Source organism: Massilia paldalensis, assembly GCF_044901715.1.
GTDB lineage: Bacteria > Pseudomonadota > Gammaproteobacteria > Burkholderiales > Burkholderiaceae_D > Telluria > Telluria paldalensis.
The window spans coordinates 1315088-1336137 of record NZ_JBJCIU010000001.1 but is presented as its reverse complement, the minus strand read 5'-3'; the positions used below and the strand labels follow the sequence as shown (position 1 = coordinate 1336137).

Below are 21050 nucleotides of genomic sequence, written 5' to 3'. Positions count from 1 at the left end.
AATTCTCACACATTCTCACATCGTCCCCGCCAATCCAGCATTTCTGGCGTGGCGGTCGCAATGGAAAGGTGAATATTCACTTCTTTGCACCGAGGAAATTTTGTGTCTTCAATCGGGCGCAGCAATAGACAAAGAAATGTTACTGTTCAGCCACTTTCATCGACAGCAGCAAGGATGCGCATAGCATGAGCGGCAAGATTCTTTGGGGCGAGGGCTTGTTCCTCCGTCCCCAGCATTTCCAGCAACAGGACCAGTACCACGAGGAGCGCCTGCACCGTACCGCCGGCCTGCTGCACCCGTACGCGTGGGGCGTCGGCGCGCTCCAGGTCGACCGCGACGCGCTGGCCAACAATGCGCTGCGCCTGCTCGAACTGTCGCTGCGCTTCCAGGATGGCGAGCTGTATTCGGCCCCCGGCGGCGACGAGCTGCCGGAAACGGTCGACCTCAGCCAGCTGCCGCAGTCGGTACAGGCGGTGACCTACCACGTCGCCCTGCCCGGCTTCAAGCCCTTCGGCGGCAACTTCGGCGGCCAGGGCGGCGACGCCGGCAACGCCGTGCGCTTCCGCCAGCTCGAACGCGAGACCCCGGACCTGTACACGCAGGCGGCCGGCGCCCAGCTTTCCTATCTGCGCAAGACGGTGCGCCTGGTGTCGGATGCGGAACCGCTCGACGCCTACGTCCACTTCCCGCTGCTGCGCCTGCGCCGCGCGGCCACGGGTGGCTTCGAGCTGGACGCCGGCTTCGTCCCGCCCAGCCTGACGATCAAGAGCGCACCCCAGCTGTTCCTGCAGCTGCGCCGCCTGCTCGACGCGCTGCAGGCCAAGGTGAGCGCGCTGTACGGCCACCACCGCGAACCGAGCAAGCACGTGATCGAATTCCGCTCCGGCGACATGTCCTCGTTCTGGCTGCTTCACACGGCCAGCACGGCGTGCGCGTCGCTGTCGCACTACTTCCATCACCCGTCGCTGCATCCGGAACGCCTGTACGAACAGCTGCTGTCGCTGGCGGGCAGCCTGATGACGTTCTCCAAGAGCTGGACGCTGGCCGACCTGCCGCCCTACCAGCACCAGGATCCGGGCCCCGCGTTCGCCACGCTGCACCAGATCATCCGCGAGCTGCTGGACACCGTGATCTCGGCGAAGTATTTCGCGATCGCGCTGCGCGAGGTGAAGCCCTCGTACTGGCACGGCATGCTGGATTCGCAGAAGATCGACGACAAGACCACGTTCTTCCTGGCCGTCTCGAGCGGCATGCCGGCCAGCGAGCTGGTGGACGTGGTGCCGCTGCGCTTCAAGATCGGCGCACCGGACGACGTCGAGAAATTCGTGCTGTCGGCGATGCCGGGCGTACGCCTCGTGCACGCGCCCCAGGTGCCGGCCGCCGTGCCCGTGCGCCCGGACGCCGTCTACTTCGCCATCGAGGCCAAGGGCCAGATGTACGAGCGCATGCTGCAGGCGCAGTCGATTTCGATCTATGTCCCGGGCAGCATGTCCGATGCCCAGATGGACCTGGTGGCAGTGACATCCTGAAGCAAGGAAGATATCCATGAGTACCACGACCGCACCTTCCCTGATGGGCAACGCCGCACCGATGGCGGCGCCGACCACGCCGCAGACGCTGCTCGACCTGATGTACGACGGCTTCTACGCGCTGTTCATGCTCAAGAACGGCAACCGTCCGCAGGACGACGCCGCGTTCGCCCGCAAGATGACGCAATTCCTCGACGACTTCGGCCGTAACGCGCGCAAGCACAACGCGTCGCCGGACGACGTGGACGCGGCAAAATACGCGTTCTGCGCCGCCGTCGACGAGATCATCCTGCGCTCACCCTTCCCCATCCGCGACGCCTGGGAACGCAAGCCGCTGCAGCTGCAGCTGTTCGGCGACCAGCTCGCGGGCGAGAATTTCTTCAACCGCCTGGAGCAGCTGCGCGCGCGCGGCAGCGCCCACGTACAGGCGCTCGAGGTATTCCATATGTGCCTGCTGCTCGGCTTCCAGGGCCGCTACATCATCGAAGGCACGGAAAAACTGAACTACCTGACCTCGCGCCTGGGCGACGAGATCGCGCACATGAAGGGCAAGCGCGGCGGCTTCGCGCCGCATGCGGAACGCCCCGACCAGATCGCCCACAAGCTGCGCAGCGACCTGCCGATGTGGGCGCTGTATTCGGTGTTCGGCCTGATCTGCGTGCTGGGCTACATCGGCCTGCGCACCTCGCTCGGCCATACCAGTGAAGAACGCATGAACGCCTACAGCGACGTCGTCAAGATGGCGCCGCGCCAGGCCAACCTGACGATCACCCTGCCGTAAATGGATCTGCCGCTCGACGCGTCTGCCATCCCGCCGCTGTCGGCGTTGTTCGGCACCGGCCTGTCGCAACACGCGCGCCTGCTCACGCTGGCCAGCGCGCAGGACGGCGCGCTGCCCGAAGCGCTGATGGCGGAACGCTTCAGCGGCCGCGAAGGCGTCAACGAGCTGTATGCCTTCGACGTCGATGCGCTCAGTCCTTCGACGGACCTCGACCTGGACGCATTCATCGGCGAGGAACTGACCGTCGCGCTGCTGCAGCCGGACGGCAGCCGGCGCGCCTGGCACGGCCTGTGCACGCAGGCCGCCTGGCTCGGCGCGGATGGCGGCGTGGCGCGCTACCGCCTGCGCCTCGAACCGGCGCTCGCCCTGCTGCGCCTGCGCCGCGACAGCTACATCTTCCAGGACAAGGACGTGCGCGAGATCGCCACCGAACTGCTGTCCGACTACCCGCAGGTGCGCTTCGAATTCGACGTGACGCAGGAACTGGCGCCGCGCGCCGTCTGCACCCAGTACCGCGAAAGCGACCTCGATTTCCTCGCCCGCATCCTCGCATCCGAAGGCTTGTCGTGGCGCTTCGAACACGACGGGGCGGACGACAGCCCCCAGGACGGCCAGGCACGCCACAAGCTGGTCATCTTCGACAGCCAGGCGCGCGCGCCCGAGACGGCCGGCGGCGCCGACCTGCGCTTCCACGGCATGCGCGCCACCGACACCGACGACGCCGTCGACCGCTTCGGCGCGCGCCGCCGCATCCAGGCCAATGCCGTCAGCATCGGCAGCTGGGATCCCGCGCAATTGCTGGCGCCGTCCGCCGAGCAGCAGACGAGCCTGGACGTGGGCGAGCTGCCGCCGCTGGCGGTCTACGACGGCAGCGGCGAACGCGTCGCCAGCAGCGCGGCGCACGGCGGCGCCGCCGATCCGCACAGCCGCCTGATGCTGCAGGCGCTGGAACTGGACAACAAGCTGTTCGAAGGGGCCGGCGCCGTGCGCCGGCTGGCGGCGGGCCACGCCTTCCGCCTGACGCAGCACGAGCGCTACCCCGAGGGCGACAATGGCTTCGTCGTGCTGTGGGCGGAACATGACGCCCGCAACAATTTCAGCGCACAGATCAAGGGCAGCCGCGACGGCGTGGAGAACGGCACCTACCGCAACCGCTTCGCCTGCGTGCGCGACACGGTCGCCATCGTGCCGCGCGCCGTCGCCGCGCCCTCGCCCGTTACCGCACCGGGACCGCAGACGGCGCTCGTCGTCGGCCTGGCGGATGCCGTCGCCACCACCAACCGCGACCACCAGGTCAAGATCCAGTTCGCCTGGCAGCGCGGCCAGGCGCCGAACGCGGGCGGGAGCGCCCACGACACCGACGAGGCCGGCAACGCCCCCGGCGACGAACGTTCCGGCACCTGGGTACGCGTGGCCGAAGCGCTGGCAGGTCCCAATTGGGGCTCGCAGTTCACGCCGCGCATCGGCACCGAAGTGCTGGTCGACTTCATCGAAGGCGACATCGACCGCCCCCTCGTCGTCGCCCAGCTCTACACGGGCAGCGACATGCCGCCGTTCTCGGCCGGCGTCGACTCGGGCGCGAACCACGCCGGCACGCTGTCCGGCATCCACAGCAATGCGTTCGACGGTGGCGGCTGGAACCAGTGGCAGCTCGACGACACGCCGGGCCAGGTGCGCATGCGCCTCGCGACCAGTACGGCCGCCACGCAGCTGAACCTGGGCTACCTGGTGCAGCAGTCTCCCGGCGCCGCCCAACGCGGCGCGTGGCGCGGCAGCGGCTTCGAACTGCGCACGGATGCCTGGGCCGTCGTGCGCGGCGGCGAAGGCGTACTGCTGACGACGACGGCGCGCAGCAACGGCGTATCGACGCAGATGGACTCGGCAGAGGCGCCGCAGGCGCTGCGCGCCGGGCACGATTTGGCCGCGACGATCACGGATGCGGCGACGCAGCAGCATGCGCTGTCGAGCAAGGAGGCGCTGCAGGCGCAGGCGGACATGGCCGACCTGCTCGATCCTGCCGCGAAAGGCAAGTACGAGGGCGCCGTCAACGGCCAGCAGGCATCGAAGCCGCAGCCGGGATCACGCGCGCTGGACACGTCCAGGCCCGTGGAAAAGCTCGGTGCGCCGCTGGTGGCGCTGGACACGCCGTCGACGCTGAACTGGGCGACGCCGGCATCGACCGTGCTGTTCGCGGGCCGGCAGCTGCAGTGGACGACACAGGGCGACGTGCACATGGCGGCCGGCGCGACGGTGTCGTCGGTGGCGGCGAACGCAGCGTCGTTCTTCAGCCATGCGGGCGGGATCCAGGCGATTGCCGCCAACGGCCCGGTGTCGCTGCAGGCGCATACGGACCAGCTGGAAATCCTGGCCGATCAGTCGGTGACCGTGATTTCCGTGTCGGATGCGATCGAGGTGAAGGCGAGCAAGAAGATCGTGCTGCAGGCGGGGCAGGCATCGATCACGCTGGATGGCGGGGATATCACGTTTGCGTGCCCGGGAGAGTTTACGGTAAAGGGGGCGCAGCACGTGTTTGACGGGGGCGCGGAGGCCAGCGCGCACCTCGCGCCGCTGCCGGACCAGCTGCAGCACATGCCGCCGCCGTTCGTCTCCAACGCGGGACCGCACAGCCTGCGTTTCGCGTTCGCCGGCGCCGACGAGTTGGCCGGCCTGTCGGGCTTTGCCATGCAGCCCTTCCGCATCGTCGACAAGCTGGGGGCCGTGCGTGCCCAGGGAACCGTCGGCGACGACGGCCGCCTGCCGAGGATCGACGTTCCCGATGCCGACGCGCTGACGCTGCAGATCGGCGACGAACGCTGGGACGAGTCGCCGAATGCGCCGGCAGGCGCTCCCGCGATCGAACGGGATGCGGATCCGCAGGTCGAGGCGGCCGAAGCGGGAGATGACATGCGCTACCAGCCGACGGACGACGATGACGAGGATGTCCACCTGTCGAAGGACATGATTGCGCTGCTCGTCGGCGCCAATATGGGAGAACACGAAGAATGAGTTGGAAAAAACTGGCTGCCGCCCTGGCTTGCTCGGTCGCGCTGCTGGCAGGCCACGCGCTCGTGATGGCCGCCCCGGCCGAGACCTACCCGCTCAAGCAGGGCTTGCACCAATGGACGGCAGGAACGGGAAAGCTGATGCTCGTCGCCGGCACCTACCAGGACACCACCACGTTCCGCCGTGCGTATTCCTTTTACTTCAAGGAAGCGAATGACGACGCATGGAACCAGGTGCCGGTTCCGGACAAGAACAAGCTGCCGCAATTTACGTGGAATAGCGCCGTAGGCGGTGAAACCACGCTTGCGGACGGCATCGTGGCGGCGCGCCAGGACGGTATCTACTTCGTCGTCGCCGACAAGCGCGTGGAGCGGAACAAGAGCTACGTGGACAAGGGCGACATCTTCGTTACCTGGTACAAATTCACGCAAGCTGGCGATGACCATCCGGATGATCCGCCCTATGCGTTCAAGCCGGCGTTCACGCGTACCTATCCAAAAACGGCAGACACGGTGGATGCGATCCTGGCCCGCGAAGCCTCGCTGCAGCCGCGTAAATAGGACAGCCCGCAGCGATGGAATATCTGAGTGCAAAATACGACGTCGACACGCTGACCGTCGACTACGTGGCCGGCGACGGCACGCACTTGCTCCGCACGGGCGGCACGGCGGCATGGCGCTTCAACAATCCCGGAAACCTGCGTCCGGGCCGCACCGGCGCGCTCCTGTATGGCGCGATCGGCAAAGCCAAGACGAAGTCCAACGGCAGCTTCCTGATCTTTTCCAGCTACGAGGAAGGACGCAAGCAAAAGAAACTGCTGCTGCGCCGGAAGTACAACCAGCGGACGATCTACACCATGCTCGCCGGCATTCCCGATGCCAACGGCGAACTGCATGACGGCTATGCGCCGAAGAGCGACAAGAACGATCCCGTGGCTTATGCCCAGACCTTGGCCGACCATATCGGCTTGCCGACCACGACGAAGATCGCGGACCTGACCGACGCCCAGCTCGAAAGCATGATGGACGCGATGGAGCGCAAGGAGGGCTACCATAACCAGAAGGATACGCGCAGGGAGAAAGTCGTTCCGACCACCTCGATTACCGTGTCGGACGGTGCCAAACCGAAGCCCGGCCTGCCCGCGAAGGTGCAGGTCGGCAACGAAGAACACGAGACGACGACGGACAAGCAGGGCCGCCTTCCCACGATCGCCCATGTCCAGGAAGGCATGTCGCTCGCTGTCATGATGAAGACCTTGGAAGGGGAATGGAAGAAGGTATATTCCGCAGTGCTGGGCGCACAGTCGAAGACGCTCGCACTGGTCAACCCGCTCGAGGTCTTCGCGGCGCCCACCGCGCCTAAAAAACCGCTGACACCGCCACCCAAAGCGAAGCGTACGCCGATCCGTTACGTGATCGAGTCGGGCGACACCCTTGCAGCGATCGCCAAGCGCTTCAAGACGACGGTCGCCGCGATCCGACGCGACAATCCACAGATCAAGGACGCAGCCAGGATCTATCCCGCCCAGGTCATTTCCATCTATGGCAGCGGCGCGCCGGCGCCCACGCGGAACGCGGCGCCGAAGCCCGCGCCGGTGCAGCAAGGGCGAAAGCGACCGGAGCCGTCCTCCAAGCCTTCTGCGGCGCCGCCGGCACCCACGCCTCCGAAACCGGCCCCTGTCACGCGCAGCAAGGAAGGACAAGGCGCGCCGCTCGCACTCCTGATGCCCGACCAGAAGCAGGCGCCGTGGATGCAGGTCGCCATTGCGGAGGCAAGGAAATGGGGGGGCAAGGTCGAAAGCGAAATCACCAAGACCTCGAATTACCATGCGCTGAACGGCAATGGCTTCCTGAAGTCGCTGTCCGGCACCGAGAATGCCTGGTGCGGTTCCTTCGTCAACTACTGCCTGAAGCACGCCACGCCCGCATACACGACCTGGAAGAACTCGTTCCGCGCCCGCGCCGTGGCATTGGATGCGAATTTCGTGGAAATCACGGAACCCGTATTCGGTGCCATCCTGCTCGTCGGGACGCACCACGTCTGCTTCGTCTATGCCAAAAGCGGCTCGAGCTACGTGTGCCTTGGCGGCAACCAATCGGACCAGATCAATTTTTCGCCATTCGGCAAAGGCGTGCGCTTCTTCGTGCCGCTCGCCTATCACGCCTACGCGCTCGAGCAAATCAAGAAAGGCGGCGGCCTTGCGGAGCATACGGCCGCCGAACTCAACACTGCATTCGGCATCGCAGTGAAGAAAAAGAAAGGCAACGCGACGCGTTGATACAGACCATGAATCGTCCCCACCTGCTTCTTTTGTCCCTGACTCTTCTGCTCGGCACGACGTCGGCTTGCAGCGCCGAGCCTGCCCCGATTCGGCCAGAGCCGGTCGATGCCGCCTGGCTGTCGCACCAACGCATTCCCTCTTCCGGCGCGCTGGTGTCTGCAGCAAGGTTGAAAGACAAGAGCGGAATCCACGTGCTGGTGCTGAACCGCAAAGCAGGGCCATCTCCCAGCAAACCCGGCTCTGGACGGACCGAGAACATCCAATTGACGGTCACATACTACGCGCAAGCGCAAGGCGGCTGGAAGCAGGAATGGACGGTGCGTGACGGCGTGGACTGCCCAGGCCTCGATGCCTCCGCAGACTTCTTTGCCAAATCCCTTGCCTTTTCGGACTTGAACGCGGATGGAAACGCCGAGGTAACGATTCCGTATCAACTATTCTGCGGCGGCGGAGTCGACTCACATACGGTCAAGGTCATCTTGCGCGACGGGTCGACCAAGCTGGCAATACGGGGGGAGTCGCGCGTCGAACTTCCCGGGCAGGAACCGTTCGGAGGCGAGCACACCTACGACAAACCTTTGCTGCGGCCGGACATGGCCGCGTACAAGCAGCATCTCGACAAGATCTGGCAGGCGGTGTCGGTCGACAAGCGAAAATAAAAGCGCAATGGCTAGCCACTTGGACCGGAAAGGCATCGCTTTTTATGCGGTCCTGCTCGTCACCGTCGCCGGCTGTTACAAACCGGGTGCACATCACGCGCCAGAAACCAGTTTCGATGTGCAGAGCAATATCGACCAAACGCCTATCGCCAGTAATTACCCTCAGTGTGTATGCGATAAGGCGTGGGGATAAAGTGGTACCTCGCTCCTGAAAGCGTCAGTCGTTTCAATCAGCGTACTTGGAAAGTATATGCACAGCGCCACCCCTACCCAGGACGATCGCGAGAAGCTGTTTTATTGGCTCAAGAAGATCAGTTCGCTGACCGCCTGGCGAAACGTATCGATCCACTACAGGAACTGGGCTGACATCACCGAAAAAAGCGTGCGCAGGGCCGAAGATCTAGGTTGGATAGAAAAAACCGGGCTGCCACGATCGGACTACAATCTCATACTGAAAGGCCTCCTGCATTGCGACGAGGGCGTGCGCCGTTTAAGCGAGGGCGACAAACGTGTCTTCAAATTCGACAGTAACGGTGAATTTGCCATGGCAAACCGCATTCTGTCGCACTGGAGCCAGATGAAAACGAGAATTGAGGAGGGAGAAAACGGCATCGATGAGGCACATACGCCATACTGGCCAGATTTCACCGCCGCGCTACAGCGTGCACACATGTGCTGGCAAGCATGTAGCTTTCAGATTCTGGAGCCGCGTTACCTGGATGAGCCAGCACTGACGATCTACAATGACTGGACCATGAACTACCTGGCATCACTTCCTTTTCCCAAGGTATTGCAGGCCGTTCCTGATCCACAAGATAACGTATTCGTCAGGACGAATGGTTACACGCCCTGTTCCGGCATATGGGAACCAATCGAGACCGCAGCGCCCAAGCGCTCCTGGCTCGGATTGTTGAAAAAAGATCCCAAACCGCAAGCGCCTTTCAAGATCATGGGCGCGATGAACTATCTGCATGGCGGATCCAGAGCGCCAAAGATCGATGTGGATCTCGAGGACGATGAAGTCAGTCTCCATACGACGTGGCGCCTGCTGTGGCGCGACGACCGCTACCGTGATGGCACTATCCCGGAGGAAGAGGCGGAATATCAGTTCGATGATATTGCGGACAACTAGGCGCTTCAATATTGCTGTGCGCGACGAGCTGGTAACCATTTGAAATGACTCCCTACAAGACACGCCCGATTAAATCCGCGAAGTGCAAGGCGGCCTGGATTGTGGTTTTCGCATTCGGCGTGGCTGCTTTCGCCGCTGCTGGTCCAGTTTCGAATGGCTGCGAAAAGGGCTGCGCCCTGCTCAATCGCAGTGCGGACCAGGATCGCCGCCTCGACAACACGCCCTTGACACGCTGCTCGAATTTCAAGGAGTTCAGGAAGGAAGATGCGCGACTGAATGACGAATACCGGAAGCTGGCAGGCAAGCTGAGTGAAAAAGACAGGACACTCTTGCTACGTCCTCAGCGAGCGTGGATTCGATGGCGCGATGAGCAATGCGAACTCGAGGATATCCAGGCGAATTGTACGAACGGGATGTGCGCAGGCGTCGAGCACGATAACTGCATCCTTGGTCTTACCGCCAGACGAGCAGACGAACTGGAGGCTTTCAATGCCGATCTCGGCAAAGCCAGAGCGACCGGTTTCGGATTCAGCAAAGCGAGTAGCGACGTCAACTAATTGCCGATGACGTCATCGAGGCCGACGTCGCCTCGGCTCGATGTCGCACAGCGCTACAGGCCGCAGGATGCAGCCGACGCCCGGTTGTCGTCCACTTGCTCGCGGACCGGCCAGCACACCCTCCGGCCACCACAGCAACGCATTTCCGCGAGAGCACTTGCGGTGACCGTGTCAAGGCCGCGGATCACATGTGAACTCGGCGAGGCCAAGCCGCCGTTGATGCCGTTCGAGCGCTGCTTTGATCTTACCGTCCGACACCATGTCGCTCGGCGCCAAGGCCGCGCTTGCTGACCCGGAATAGCAGTATCCCCCTGGCTGCTCCCCATTCGAGACATACACGACGGGAAGCTCGATGTTGCCGTCGAAGGTGTTGGACTTGATCGTACTACTGGAGATGACGTCCAACTGTCCATCCCCATTCACGTCCAGATAGCGCAGAGTGCGGAATCCGCGGCAATCAGGTGCGTTCGGCTCCTCAGAAATACTGATCAGTTCGACGCTTTGCACATCGTCGCTCAGCGTCGTCAGCCTGCAATATCCGCTCTTCTCCCCCTTGAACCGGACGTAGGTCGGGACCAACAAGCGACCGCCCTCAGATGAGGACCAGGCCACGTGCTGTTTGTAGGCGATAGCGCTCATGCCGTCGGCGAAATCCTCGCGTCCGGCCAGCAGTCCGGCCAGGCTTTTTTCGACCGCTGTCAGCTGCGCAGAGGTTGCCATACGAGGGGCGACAGACGCTGGCTGTTCTGCCGCGGATGTCATGCCGGAGACAAGCAACAGCGCAGCACCGAGATGCGCCCGGACACTGCGGCGTGAGATCGACATCGTCGTTTCTTTCTCTATATCTAACAGTAAAGTGATCGGTCAGGTCAGCGGTTTTCGCCCATTTCAGGGCGATCCCTATTGACGCCAGCACAGCAATTACTAAACGCCATTTCTTCTTTAATACGTGACTCCAGCAAGAAGAGCATTCCTTCCATTTCAGACTGCGCCCCCTTACTCGTCTATCTCGTTCATCCGATGCAAGGACATGCCTCTCCCGTCGATCCCGACTCCGAATCGACTTGATCATCGCATCCCACCAGCGACCCGCAGTTTTGTCAGTCAGGGAGTTCCGCCGTTTCTTCTGATTGACGTCGTATTGTCCGCTATCTAGTTCAATATGCAATGTCGGGGTAGCAGGTCCCGGGTCCGGTCTCATTGTCTCGGACGGCGACGTTGCGCATGCGTTATTACCTGGATAACCAGACATCGGCAATTCCTCCGGAACACCATCAGCAAAGTTCCCTATCTGCTACGATATCACCTGCACAACATTTTTGATCGGTACTTGGATGTCGGAGCAAGGAAAAACGCTTGCGGCGCTGCTGGCAGCGTCGGTCGCCGCACCAACCGCCGCGGCGATGTCCACCAAAACGACCGTTTCGTTCATTGTTCTTCTCGCATGCATCCTGCAGTCGTCGGCTGCTTCTTCATGCGAGACTGGCCGCGACTGCATCCTGAAAAACCGCTCCGAAGATCAAGCCTGCGACCTGGGAAACGGGCCGCTCACCCGTTGCGAGCGGTATCGCGATTTCGCGAGGGAAGACAAGCGGCTCAATGACGCCTATGCCGCACTCCAACGGTCACTGACCAACAGCGCCGCGCAACAGCTGAGGGCAACCCAACGTTCATGGATAAGGTGGCGCGACCAGACCTGCGAGGACGCGGAGGAGCGTGCTGGCTGCAACAACGGCGTTTGCGCCGGTGTCGAGCAGGATGGATGCGTCGTGAAACTGACGCGTGTCCGTGCAGCTGAGCTCACGCACTTCCTGGCCGATCCCGTCGCTGCAGCGAGGTCGCGCTTTTCGTATGCGAAGAAGTACGAAGGATGGCTGACGTATTGAATACTGCCCGCATGCTCCGCCGTACGGCGGCCGTTCTCGTCGCCGCCTCCGTCGCGGCACTGGTCACCGTCTGCTCGCTGGACGGCGAGTCCCCCGGGCCGTCCACCGATCTCGCCGGCTTGCGCCACGTCGTTGCCATTCCGGATGGCGTCACGGCCGCGCGCTGGGAAATCTTCGGCACGCCCGAATACACGGGCGGCGTGCCCGGTCCAACCGACTACATGACGCTCGTCGCAGAGCTCGACCTCGCCGACGATGCAGCCTTCGCTGCCGACGAACCGGAACGGTGGCCGCCTTCCGTGGTGCCGGAAGCGCCACGACGCTGGCTGTCCCCCGCGTTCCGCGAGCGCATGGAGCGCAGCCGCAACAAGAAACTGGACCTCGACGGCGGGTCTTGCCGCCCGGTGCGCAGCCGCGTGCGCGAATCCGGCCGCATCGTGCCGGGCTTTACCTGCAGGGAGTCCGGCAAGACGCTGCTCTACCTGAAGCTGCAAGCGCCGACCGCCTGATCATCCCTCAGCGGATCGCCTCGCGCCGGTACGTCGCTGCATCGCCCGTCTCCGCGTTTTCGAGGTGTAGCACATTGCCACGCACTCCGATGATGCGGTAGTCGAAGTCCAGTTTGCCGTCCGTATGCGTGTCGATGTGCAGCACGCAGTCCCGCAGCACCCAGTTGCCCACCATTTCCGGCCGGTGGTGGCGCCACGACGTGAACGACTGGATCCCGTCCAGCGTCGCGATGGCGGACTCCTCGAAGTCGTCGTTCTCCGCCTGGATCCAGCTGCCGCGCAGTTGCGCCGCCTGCACCGGGCATGCGCCGCCATGCCCCTTGCCCCGTTCGGCGAGCCAGGCGATGCGGGCCTCGTAGCTGCGTGCGATACAGGCGGCGTCGGGGCAGCGGTCGCGCGTCTCGGCGATCCAGCGGCGCTGGCTGGCCACGAGCGCGGGACGATCGGCGCCGGCATGCATGGCTTCCTTGTAAGCGGCGCCGAGGCGTTCATCCAGGCGGGACAAGGCGGGGTCGGCGCAAATGGTCTTCTCGACGGCCGTTCCCGCCTTGCGGCAGTCGAACGTCGTGGCCTGCGCGGTCGTGGCCGCAAGACCCGCAAGCACCCACGCGGCGAGTGGAAGACGCTTCATCGATGCCCGCCCCTCAACCATGCACCGCACGCGGCAGGCGCCGCCCATTGCCGCGCCGTTTCGCGCCGTTTCGCGCATCGCGCATCGCGCATGGTGCGGCGCGCAATCGAACTCCGTTGACAAACTATGCATACGGCCTAGACTGGTATTGACGGCTTCATTCCACAACGGCGGCATCACCACGGCTGGAGGAAATCATGTTGACCAAAGGACTCCTGGCAATCGTACTCGCCGGACTCGGCTTCTTCGCCGTGTCGGCAAACGGCGACGTCCCTACCCCCACCGGCGCGCACTCGGCCCAGCAATGCCCGGACATGGGCCTGGCGGCACTGCTGCGGCCGATGCAGCATTGAGGTTTATGCCGGCTTGTCCAGCTCGCGCTGGATCGCCTCGACCAGCACCGGATCGTTCGGCTCGACGTCCGGATTGAAACGCGCGACCACCGTGCCGTCGCGCCCGATCAGGAATTTTTCGAAGTTCCACAGCACGTCGGCAGGGTCTTCCGACGTGAAGCCATAGCCGGCCAGCTTCGCGCGGAATGCGCCGCCGGCGGGGTCCAGCGCTTGCGGCCGGGCGCGGGTCAACGCCCCGTACAGCGGATGACGCTCATCCCCTTTCACCGACAGCTTCTCGGCCATCGGAAAGGCCACGCCGAACTTGGACGTGCAGAACGCGGCGATCTCCTCGTTACTGCCCGGCTCCTGGGCACCGAAATCGTTCGCCGGAAAGCCGATCACGACGAGGCCTGCATCGCGCTTGTCCTCGTACAGGCGCTCCAGGCCTTCGTATTGCGGCGTCAGCCCGCATTGCGAGGCCACGTTCACCACCAGCACGACCTTGCCGCGGTATGCCGACAGCGACGACGCGCTGCCGTTCATCAGGCGAAAAGGAATCTGGTCAACTTCGTTCTGCATCGTGTTCTCCTGTGGTGTTGGTAGCTGCAAAAGTATACGCGATGGCTGCGTTCAGCGCGCGCCCGCCACGAGCACGCCGCGCAGCCACACGCCGTGGATCTTGCGGGTGTTACGGATGTCCTCGATCGGATCGGCATCGAGCACGACGATGTCGGCCTGCCTGCCCGGCGCCAGTACGCCGCGCTCCTGGTCGATGCCGAAGATGGCCGCGTTCACGGACGTTCCCGCCTGCAGCGCCTGCATCGGGGTCAATCCGGCGTCCACCAGCAATTCCAGTTCGCGGTGCTCGGCGAAGCCCTGGACGCGTGCGATCGTGGCGCCCGAGTCGGTGCCCAGGCCGACGCGGATGCCGGCCTCGTGCAGCGCCCGCACATTGGCCTGCGCCATGGCGAAGTCCTTGCGTGCCTGCTCCTTGACCTTGTAGGCCGGGCTGCGCAGCCATTCCCAGACGCCCGGGTCGAGCGACTGGCGGAAGAACGGCTGCTGCATCCAGTCCGGCCGGTCCTCATACACGAATGACGATTCGTCCAGGTCCAGCGTCGGGATACAGGCAACGCCGTTCTTCTTCATGAGGGCGATCAGTTCCTCGTCCACGGGCTGGTCGCGCACGCTGTGGCCGAAGATGTCAACGCCGTCGCGCGCCAGGCGCTTGGCATCCTCCAGGTAGTAGACGTGGGCGGCGACCTTGATGCCGTGCCCGTGCGCCTGGCGGATTACTTCCCCGTACAGTGCCGGATCCATCTTCCTGGTCCTGCCGTCGCCGCCATCGTCGACCCAGATCTTGATCAGGTCGACCTTGTGCGCGGCGAGACGGGCGACATCCTCGCGTACCTGCGCCACCGACGTCGGCCGGTAGACCTCGTCCATGCCCATCGCGACCGGCGGCACGCCGTCGCGCACGCCGAAGCCATGGCCCGCCGTCAGGATCGTCGGCAGCGCCAGCTTGCCCTTGCGCTGGGCCGCGCGCAGCGTGTAGATGAAGTCGTGGTCGGTGCCGAAGACGGCCACGGTGCCGACCCCGTGGCGCATGTATTTCTGCAATTGGCGCATGACGTTCGCCTCCGTCATATTGCCCACGCCGGCGCTGGTGCCGTTCGTCAAACCCAGGTGGGCGTGGCCGGCGATCAATGCCGGCATCAGCGTCTTGCCGCGTACGTCGACGATACGCGCGTCGTCCGGCGGCTTGCTGCCCGGCCCCTGCACGGCCTCGATGCGGCCGCCCCTGACGACGAGGCTGCCGTTCTCGATCGGTGCGGCGCCAGTGCCGTCGATGATGCGTCCGCCCTGCAGGACGGTGACCCGTGCACCCGCTGCCGTACCTGTCCCGGCCACGGCGGGACCAGTGCCCGCCAGGGGCAGCAGGGAAAACAGGGCGAGCAGCTTCCTTCGCGATGGCATCGGAACCTCTTCGGGCACATGGGAACGGTGCCGATACTAGCATCGCGGCCTTCGCCGCCCGCGCACGGCAGAGAGGCGACGCGGTAGAATCGGCCTTTTGCAGGGGCCTCGCGCCCAAACGACCCTCCATGAATCCGCGCTCCTCTGCACCGGAAGCCCCGCATCCCGAACTGGTCCTCGGCCTCGACGACCGCCCCGCCCCACTCGTCGGCATGCTGGCCGCCCTGCAGCACCTGCTGGCGATCATCGTTCCCATCGTCACACCAGGTTTGCTGATCTGCCAGGCGCTGGGCGTGCCGGCGCGCGACACGAACCTGATCGTCTCGATGTCGCTCGTCATTTCCGGGATCGCCACCTTCGTGCAGTGCCGCCCCATCGGCCCGTTCGGCGCGGGCCTGTTGATCGTGCAGGGGACGAGCTTCAATTTCGTCGGCCCCCTCATCGCCGGCGGCAGCCTGATGGTCAAGCAGGGCATGCCGGTGGAAGGCGTGATGGCGGCGATCTTCGGCGTGGTGGTGGCCGGCTCGTTTATCGAGATGGCAGTATCGCGCGTGCTGCCCTTCGTGAAACGCATGATCACGCCCCTCGTCACGGGCATCGTCGTGCTGATGATCGGCCTCACGCTGATCAAGGTCGGCCTGATCAGCATGGGGGGCGGCTATGGCGCCATGGCGAAGGGGACGTTCGCGAACGGCGAGAACCTGCTGCTCTCGGGCGTCGTGCTCGCGATCATCGTGGTCCTGAACCGGGTGCCCGTGCCATGGATGCGCAGCGGCGCCATCGTCATCGCCCTGCTCGCCGGTTACGCGCTCGCCGCCGCGCTGGGGCGGCTGGACTTCACGGGCATGCGCGAAGCGGCCTGGTTCCAGGTACCCGTGCCGCTGCATTTCGGGCTCGGCTTCTCGTGGTCGCTGTTCGTGCCCATGATCGTGATCTACCTCGTCACCTCGCTGGAAGCGATCGGCGACGTGACGGCGACGAGCAAGGTATCGGGCGAGCCCGTGGAGGGGCCCGTATGGATGCGCCGCATCAAGGGCGGCGTGCTGGTGAACGGCGCCAACTCGCTGCTGGCCGGCGTCTTCAATACCTTCCCCAGTTCGATCTTCGCCCAGAACAACGGCGTGATCCAGCTGACGGGCATCGCCAGCCGCCACGTGGGCATGTGGATCGCGCTGTTCCTCGTCGTCCTCGGCCTGTTCCCCGGCGTGGCCGGCGTCATCCAGGCCGTGCCGGAGCCCGTGCTCGGCGGCGCGGCGATGGTGATGTTCGGCGCGGTGGCCGCGGCCGGCATCAACATCCTCGCCAGCGTCACGCTGGACCGGCGCGCGCTCCTGATCATCGCAGTGTCGCTGGCGCTGGGCCTGGGCGTGTCGCAGGTGCCCGAATTCCTCGCGCACATGCCGGCGGCGCTGCGCCATGTGCTGGAGTCGGGCGTGGCCACCGGCGGCATCTGCGCGCTGTTGCTCAACTGGTTCCTGCCGGCGGAGCAGCGCCCCGCGTGACGGGTCAGCTGTCGCGGCGGCTCTGGTCCTGGTCGGCGTTGGCCGGTTGCAGCGTCTGCTCGTCGCTCGCTTCCGTGCCCTGGCGGCTGCCGGGCGCGTAGTTCGTGCTGTCGCCGTCCAGCGTCGCCTGCTGGGCATTGCGGCTCGCCTCGAAGCCGCCCTGCGTGCCGCCCGCGACCGGTTCGACGGCGCTGCCATGGCTGTTCAGCGGCTTGCCCGGCGGGTTGACGTTGCTCTCGGGCGAGGCATGGGCGAAATTGCTGTGGATGCCGGACGTGGCTTGCTGGTGGTCGCGCTGCTGGCTGTCCTGCTGCTGGTTGGCCTGCTGCTGGCCCTGCTGCTGGCCCTGCTGCTGGCCCTGTTCCTGTCCTCGTTGCTGGTCCTTGCTCATCGTGATCTCCTCGGCATGTTGAACTTGTCATATCGGTTCGACTTGCGTGTTTTCCAATAGGACTGGACGCAAGGCTGGTGTAGGAGCCATCGCACGTTCTCTCCGCATTCATGTTCTTGCAATATTGCACGGTTAGCCTAGCGGTCGCCCAAGCCCTGCGGACGCGCCGGGAACGGGACACTTCCCGCTCAACCAAGAACCGTGTCGATGAATTCCAAACGAACCCAATTAGCCGCCGCCGTCCTGTGCGCGTGCGGCGCCCTCGATGCAGCCCAGGCCCAGGACACGCTGTCCGACGCCGGCGCAGCCGCCCAGCAATCCGTGATCGTCACGGGTACCCGCGCCAGCAACCGCACCCAGTTCGACACCCTCGCCCCCGTCGACGTGTTCACGCGCGAGGAAATCGCCGCCGTCGAATCGTCGGACCTGAACGACGTGCTGGCCCAGCTCGTCCCCTCGTACGTCGTGCAGCGCCTGCCGATGGCCGACGGCCAGGTCTTCGTCCGTCCGGCCACGCTGCGCGGCCTGTCGCCGGACCAGACGCTCGTGCTGGTCAACGGCCGCCGCCTGCACCGCAGCGCCCTGCTCGGTGCGCGCGGCGCGCAGGCGCCGGACCTGGCCCAGATCCCGACCAGCGCCATCAAGCGCATCGAGGTGCTGCGCGACGGCGCGTCCGCGCAATACGGTTCCGATGCGATCGCGGGCGTCATCAACATCATCCTCGACGACACGCTCGGCGCGGAAGTGACGGTCCAGCACGCGCAGTACGGCGAAGCGGACGGCAAGGCCAACGAGGTGCGCGCCAAGTACGGCTTCGCCTTCGGCAACGGCGGCCGCGCCAGCGTGTTCGCGGAAGCGGCGCAGTCGGATCCCACCTCGCGCACGCGCCAGCGCCCCGATGCCATCGCCTTCCAGGCCGCGCATCCGCAGTTGTCCGTGCCGAACCCCGTGCAGCGCTGGGGCCAGCCGGAACTCGAGAGCCAGCGCATCGGCTTCAATGCCAGCACGGGCCTCGGCGGCGACGCCACCGCCTACGGCTACGGCCTGTTCGCGCACAGCGACGGCGTGTCCGACTTCAACTGGCGCAACCCCGATACCTCGACCTCCGTCTACAAGACCACCACCGTGTTCCCCGGCTGGGACGTGCGCAGCATCTATCCGCTCGGTTTCAGCCCCCAGTACACGAACAAGTCCTACGATGCCCAGGTCGTCGCGGGCGTGCGCGGCAATGCCACGCTGGCACTGTCGTGGGACGTGAGCGCCTCGTACGGCCGCAACGGCATCGACTACGGCCTGCACAACTCCATCAACGCCTCGCTCGGCCCGCAAAGCCCCACGGCGTTCTACCTGGGCCGCCTGACGCAGGAAGAAAAGCTCGTCAACGCCAACTTCAACTACGCGTGGAACGTCCCGGCGCTGGGCCAGCCCGTCAACGTGGGCTTCGGCGCGGAGTACCGCAACGAACGCTATGCGGTCAAGGCGGGCGATCCGGCCTCTTATGCCGTCGGCCCCGGCGCCGCCGTGGGCCTGGATGCCAACGCCAACGGCGCGCCCGGCTTCTCGAACACGCAGGCGGGACGCTGGGACCAGGACAGCTACGCGGCCTACGTCGACGTCGAGGCGCCGCTGACGGAACGCTTCACGCTCGGCGCGGCGCTGCGCTACGAGGACTTCTCGGAATTCGGCAACACCGTCAACGGCAAGGTCTCCGGCCGCTACGAGATCACACCGGACGTCGCCGTACGCGCCTCTTACTCCACGGGCTTCCGCGCGCCGACTCCGGGCCAGCTGAACACCAACAGCACGAGCCAGGGCCTGGACACGAAGACGCTGCTGGTGTTTTCCAGCGGACGCCTGTCGAACAACGATCCGCTGGCGGTCCTGCTCGGCGCCAGGCCGCTGCAGCCGGAAAAATCGAAGAACCTGTCGCTGGGCCTGGCCTGGAAGACGGCGCTGGGCCTGTCCGGCTCCATCGACGTCTACGACATCGCGGTACGCGACCGTTTCAGTACCTCGGCCTCGTTCGCGGTGCCGGCCGGCGTGGCGAATCCGCTGCACTACACGTCCGTCACCTACTTCACCAACGACTTCGACACCACCACCCAGGGCGTCGACCTGGTCGGCAACTACCTGCGCCGCGTGGGCGAAGGCCGCCTGAATGCGACGCTGGCCTGGAACTACAACCGGACGAAGGTCGACGGCGGCAAGTCCAGCATCGCCACCAATCCCAGCCAGCGCATCGTGTTCGAGGAACGCCTGCCGCGCCAGAAAGCCACGTTCGGCACCACCTACGAACGCGGCGCCTGGAGCGCGCTGGGTCGCGTGCGCCACTATGGTTCCTGGACGGACAGCACGGGCAACGCCACCGGCGACATCTTCCAGCGCTTCGGCGCCATGAACTTCCTCGACCTGGCCGCGAGCGTCAAGCTGACGGCCAGGCAGACGCTGCGCTTCGGCATCGACAACGTGCTCGACAAGTATCCGGACGAAGCCGTGTTCCAGGCCAGCCGCGGCCTGATCTACTCGCGCAACGCCCCGTACGACACGGATGGCCGCAACCTGTACGTCGATTGGACGGTGAAGTTTTGAACGCCCCGGACCGGAAGCGGCGCGCGCTGCTGGGCGCCGGCGCGCTGCTGCCGCTGGCAGCGGCGCACGCCACGACCTTCGACCTGCCCGCGACGAACCTCGCGCCGGCGGCGCTGGCTTCCGACGCGGCCTGGTGGCGCCAGGTGGCGGCGCTGTACGACGTCACGGACGAGGTGGCGATGCTCGACAACGGCTTCTGGGGCTCGATGGCCCGGCCCGTGCTGGACGCCTACCAGCGCCACACGGCGGCGGCCAACCGCGGCAACGCCTACTACGGCCGGCGCGAGTTCCCGCCCGCGTTCGAGGCGGCGCGCACGGCCGCGGCGCGCGCGCTCGGCGTGGGGCGTGACGAGATCGTGCTCACGCGCGGCGCCACCGAGGCGCTGCAGGCGCTGATCGGCGGCTACCACCGCCTGCGTCCCGGCGATACGGTGCTGTGCGCCGACGCCGACTACGACAGCACCATCGCGGCGATGCACTGGCTGAAGGCCAGGCGCGGCGTCGATGTCGTGCGGATCGACCTGCCGGAGCCGGCCACGTGGCAGTCGCTGATCGACTGCTACGCCCAGGCGATGGACCGCCATCCGCGCCTGCGCCTGATGCTGCTGACCCACGTCAGCCACCGCAACGGCACCGTGCTGCCCGTGGCCGAGATCGTGCGCATGGGACGCGCGCGCGGCATCGACGCCATCGTCGACACGGCGCACGGCTTCGGCCAACTGGACATGCGCATCCCGGACCTGGATGCGGACTTCGCCGGCATCAACCTGCACAAGTGGATCGGCGCGCCGGTGGGCGTGGGCGCCGCCTACATCCGCAAGGGCCGCGTGCGCGACATCGATCCGTACATGGGCGAGGCGGACGGCGACGACATCCGCACCCGCGTGCACACGGGTACCGTCAACTTCGCCGCCTATGCGGCCCTGCCGCTGGCGCTGCAGATCCACGAGCGCATCGGCGTGGCCAACAAGGAGGCGCGCCTGCGCCTGCTGCGCAACCGCTGGGTGGAAGCGGCGCGCGGCATCGACGGCATCGATGTCCTGGCCTCGCCCGACCCTCGCCTGACCAGCGCCATCGCCTCGTTCCGCGTGCGCGGCCGGACTTCCGTCGCCGACAACGTTGCGCTGGCCAAACGCCTGCTCGCCGAGCACGGCGTCTTTACCGTGATGCGCGACGGCCTGGCGTCGGGCGCCTGCGTGCGGGTGACGCCAGCGATCTTCACCCCGCTGGAGCACATGGACCGGCTGGCGGCGGCACTGAAGGCATAAGCGCTTCGCGCCGGCTCGTC

The 21050-nt window shown here is 65.4% G+C and carries 19 protein-coding genes and 1 pseudogene; 14 read left to right on the top strand and 6 right to left on the bottom strand.

Annotated features, from left to right (window positions below; translation table 11 throughout):
• The first annotated feature begins 185 nt into the window (after window positions 1–185).
• The 8 genes from tssK (at window position 186) to ACI1V7_RS05895 (ending at window position 9942) form a co-directional block, all read left to right on the top strand.
• Window positions 186–1529, top strand: a complete 1344-nt coding sequence (gene tssK, locus ACI1V7_RS05930) for a type VI secretion system baseplate subunit TssK (RefSeq protein ID WP_404530817.1) — start codon at window positions 186–188, stop codon at window positions 1527–1529.
• 16 nt (window positions 1530–1545) lie between these two features.
• A complete protein-coding gene (gene icmH / locus ACI1V7_RS05925; RefSeq protein WP_404530816.1) occupies window positions 1546–2310 on the top strand; it encodes a type IVB secretion system protein IcmH/DotU in 765 nt (254 codons plus the stop codon).
• Window positions 2311–5316 (top strand): type VI secretion system Vgr family protein, encoded by a 3006-nt coding sequence (locus ACI1V7_RS05920; protein ID WP_404530815.1) that lies wholly within the window; start codon window positions 2311–2313, stop codon window positions 5314–5316.
• Window positions 5313–5873, top strand: a complete 561-nt coding sequence (locus ACI1V7_RS05915) for a hypothetical protein (protein ID WP_404530814.1) — start codon at window positions 5313–5315, stop codon at window positions 5871–5873. Before ACI1V7_RS05920 ends, ACI1V7_RS05915 begins: the two co-directional genes overlap by 4 nt.
• Window positions 5874–5887: 14 nt before the next feature.
• A complete protein-coding gene (locus ACI1V7_RS05910) occupies window positions 5888–7591 on the top strand; it encodes a LysM peptidoglycan-binding domain-containing protein (protein ID WP_404530813.1) in 1704 nt (567 codons plus the stop codon).
• Between the two features lie 8 nt (window positions 7592–7599).
• The gene (locus tag ACI1V7_RS05905) at window positions 7600–8253 is read left to right on the top strand and encodes a M949_RS01915 family surface polysaccharide biosynthesis protein (RefSeq protein ID WP_404530812.1); all 654 of its coding nucleotides are present in this window, start codon (window positions 7600–7602) and stop codon (window positions 8251–8253) included.
• Between the two features lie 250 nt (window positions 8254–8503).
• Window positions 8504–9385, top strand: coding sequence for an Imm71 family immunity protein (locus ACI1V7_RS05900; protein ID WP_404530811.1), 882 nt, complete (start codon window positions 8504–8506; stop codon window positions 9383–9385).
• A gap of 44 nt (window positions 9386–9429) precedes the next feature.
• Window positions 9430–9942, top strand: a complete 513-nt coding sequence (locus ACI1V7_RS05895) for a lysozyme inhibitor LprI family protein (protein ID WP_404530810.1) — start codon at window positions 9430–9432, stop codon at window positions 9940–9942.
• A gap of 171 nt (window positions 9943–10113) precedes the next feature.
• Here ACI1V7_RS05895 and ACI1V7_RS05890 read toward each other — a convergent pair whose 3' ends face one another.
• Window positions 10114–10767 carry a hypothetical protein gene (locus ACI1V7_RS05890; protein ID WP_404531576.1) on the bottom strand — a complete coding sequence of 218 codons (654 nt, stop codon included), beginning with the start codon at window positions 10765–10767 and terminating at the stop codon, window positions 10114–10116.
• A 235-nt stretch (window positions 10768–11002) separates the two neighbouring features.
• Window positions 11003–11143: pseudogene (locus ACI1V7_RS05885) on the bottom strand (hypothetical protein); the annotation flags it as partial.
• 133 nt (window positions 11144–11276) lie between these two features.
• Here ACI1V7_RS05885 and ACI1V7_RS05880 point away from each other — a divergent pair.
• Window positions 11277–11828: a lysozyme inhibitor LprI family protein gene (locus ACI1V7_RS05880; protein WP_404530809.1), complete on the top strand. Its 552-nt coding sequence runs from the start codon at window positions 11277–11279 to the stop codon at window positions 11826–11828.
• A gap of 11 nt (window positions 11829–11839) precedes the next feature.
• On the top strand, window positions 11840–12337 hold the full coding sequence (locus tag ACI1V7_RS05875) for a hypothetical protein (protein ID WP_404530808.1): 498 nt from the start codon (window positions 11840–11842) through the stop codon (window positions 12335–12337).
• Between the two features lie 7 nt (window positions 12338–12344).
• On the opposite strand, the gene ACI1V7_RS05870 is transcribed toward ACI1V7_RS05875, so the two are convergent.
• Window positions 12345–12968 carry a lysozyme inhibitor LprI family protein gene (locus ACI1V7_RS05870; protein ID WP_404530807.1) on the bottom strand — a complete coding sequence of 208 codons (624 nt, stop codon included), beginning with the start codon at window positions 12966–12968 and terminating at the stop codon, window positions 12345–12347.
• A gap of 197 nt (window positions 12969–13165) precedes the next feature.
• On the opposite strand from ACI1V7_RS05870, the gene ACI1V7_RS05865 reads away from it, so the two are divergent.
• On the top strand, window positions 13166–13321 hold the full coding sequence (locus ACI1V7_RS05865) for a hypothetical protein (protein WP_404530806.1): 156 nt from the start codon (window positions 13166–13168) through the stop codon (window positions 13319–13321).
• A gap of 3 nt (window positions 13322–13324) precedes the next feature.
• Here the strand turns inward: ACI1V7_RS05865 and ACI1V7_RS05860 are convergent, their stop codons facing one another.
• Together ACI1V7_RS05860 and ACI1V7_RS05855 are read right to left on the bottom strand one after the other, a co-directional pair.
• A complete protein-coding gene (locus ACI1V7_RS05860; RefSeq protein ID WP_404530805.1) occupies window positions 13325–13882 on the bottom strand; it encodes a glutathione peroxidase in 558 nt (185 codons plus the stop codon).
• Window positions 13883–13933: 51 nt separating this feature from the next.
• Window positions 13934–15280 (bottom strand): amidohydrolase family protein, encoded by a 1347-nt coding sequence (locus ACI1V7_RS05855; protein WP_404530804.1) that lies wholly within the window; start codon window positions 15278–15280, stop codon window positions 13934–13936.
• Between the two features lie 128 nt (window positions 15281–15408).
• On the opposite strand from ACI1V7_RS05855, the gene ACI1V7_RS05850 reads away from it, so the two are divergent.
• On the top strand, window positions 15409–16782 hold the full coding sequence (locus ACI1V7_RS05850; RefSeq protein ID WP_404530803.1) for a nucleobase:cation symporter-2 family protein: 1374 nt from the start codon (window positions 15409–15411) through the stop codon (window positions 16780–16782).
• A gap of 4 nt (window positions 16783–16786) precedes the next feature.
• Here ACI1V7_RS05850 and ACI1V7_RS05845 read toward each other — a convergent pair whose 3' ends face one another.
• On the bottom strand, window positions 16787–17173 hold the full coding sequence (locus ACI1V7_RS05845; protein ID WP_404530802.1) for a hypothetical protein: 387 nt from the start codon (window positions 17171–17173) through the stop codon (window positions 16787–16789).
• A gap of 207 nt (window positions 17174–17380) precedes the next feature.
• Between ACI1V7_RS05845 and ACI1V7_RS05840 the strand changes: the two genes are divergently transcribed.
• Window positions 17381–19762, top strand: a complete 2382-nt coding sequence (locus ACI1V7_RS05840) for a TonB-dependent receptor plug domain-containing protein (protein WP_404530801.1) — start codon at window positions 17381–17383, stop codon at window positions 19760–19762.
• Window positions 19759–21030, top strand: a complete 1272-nt coding sequence (locus ACI1V7_RS05835; RefSeq protein WP_404530800.1) for an aminotransferase class V-fold PLP-dependent enzyme — start codon at window positions 19759–19761, stop codon at window positions 21028–21030. Before ACI1V7_RS05840 ends, ACI1V7_RS05835 begins: the two co-directional genes overlap by 4 nt.
• Window positions 21031–21050 lie beyond the last annotated feature (20 nt).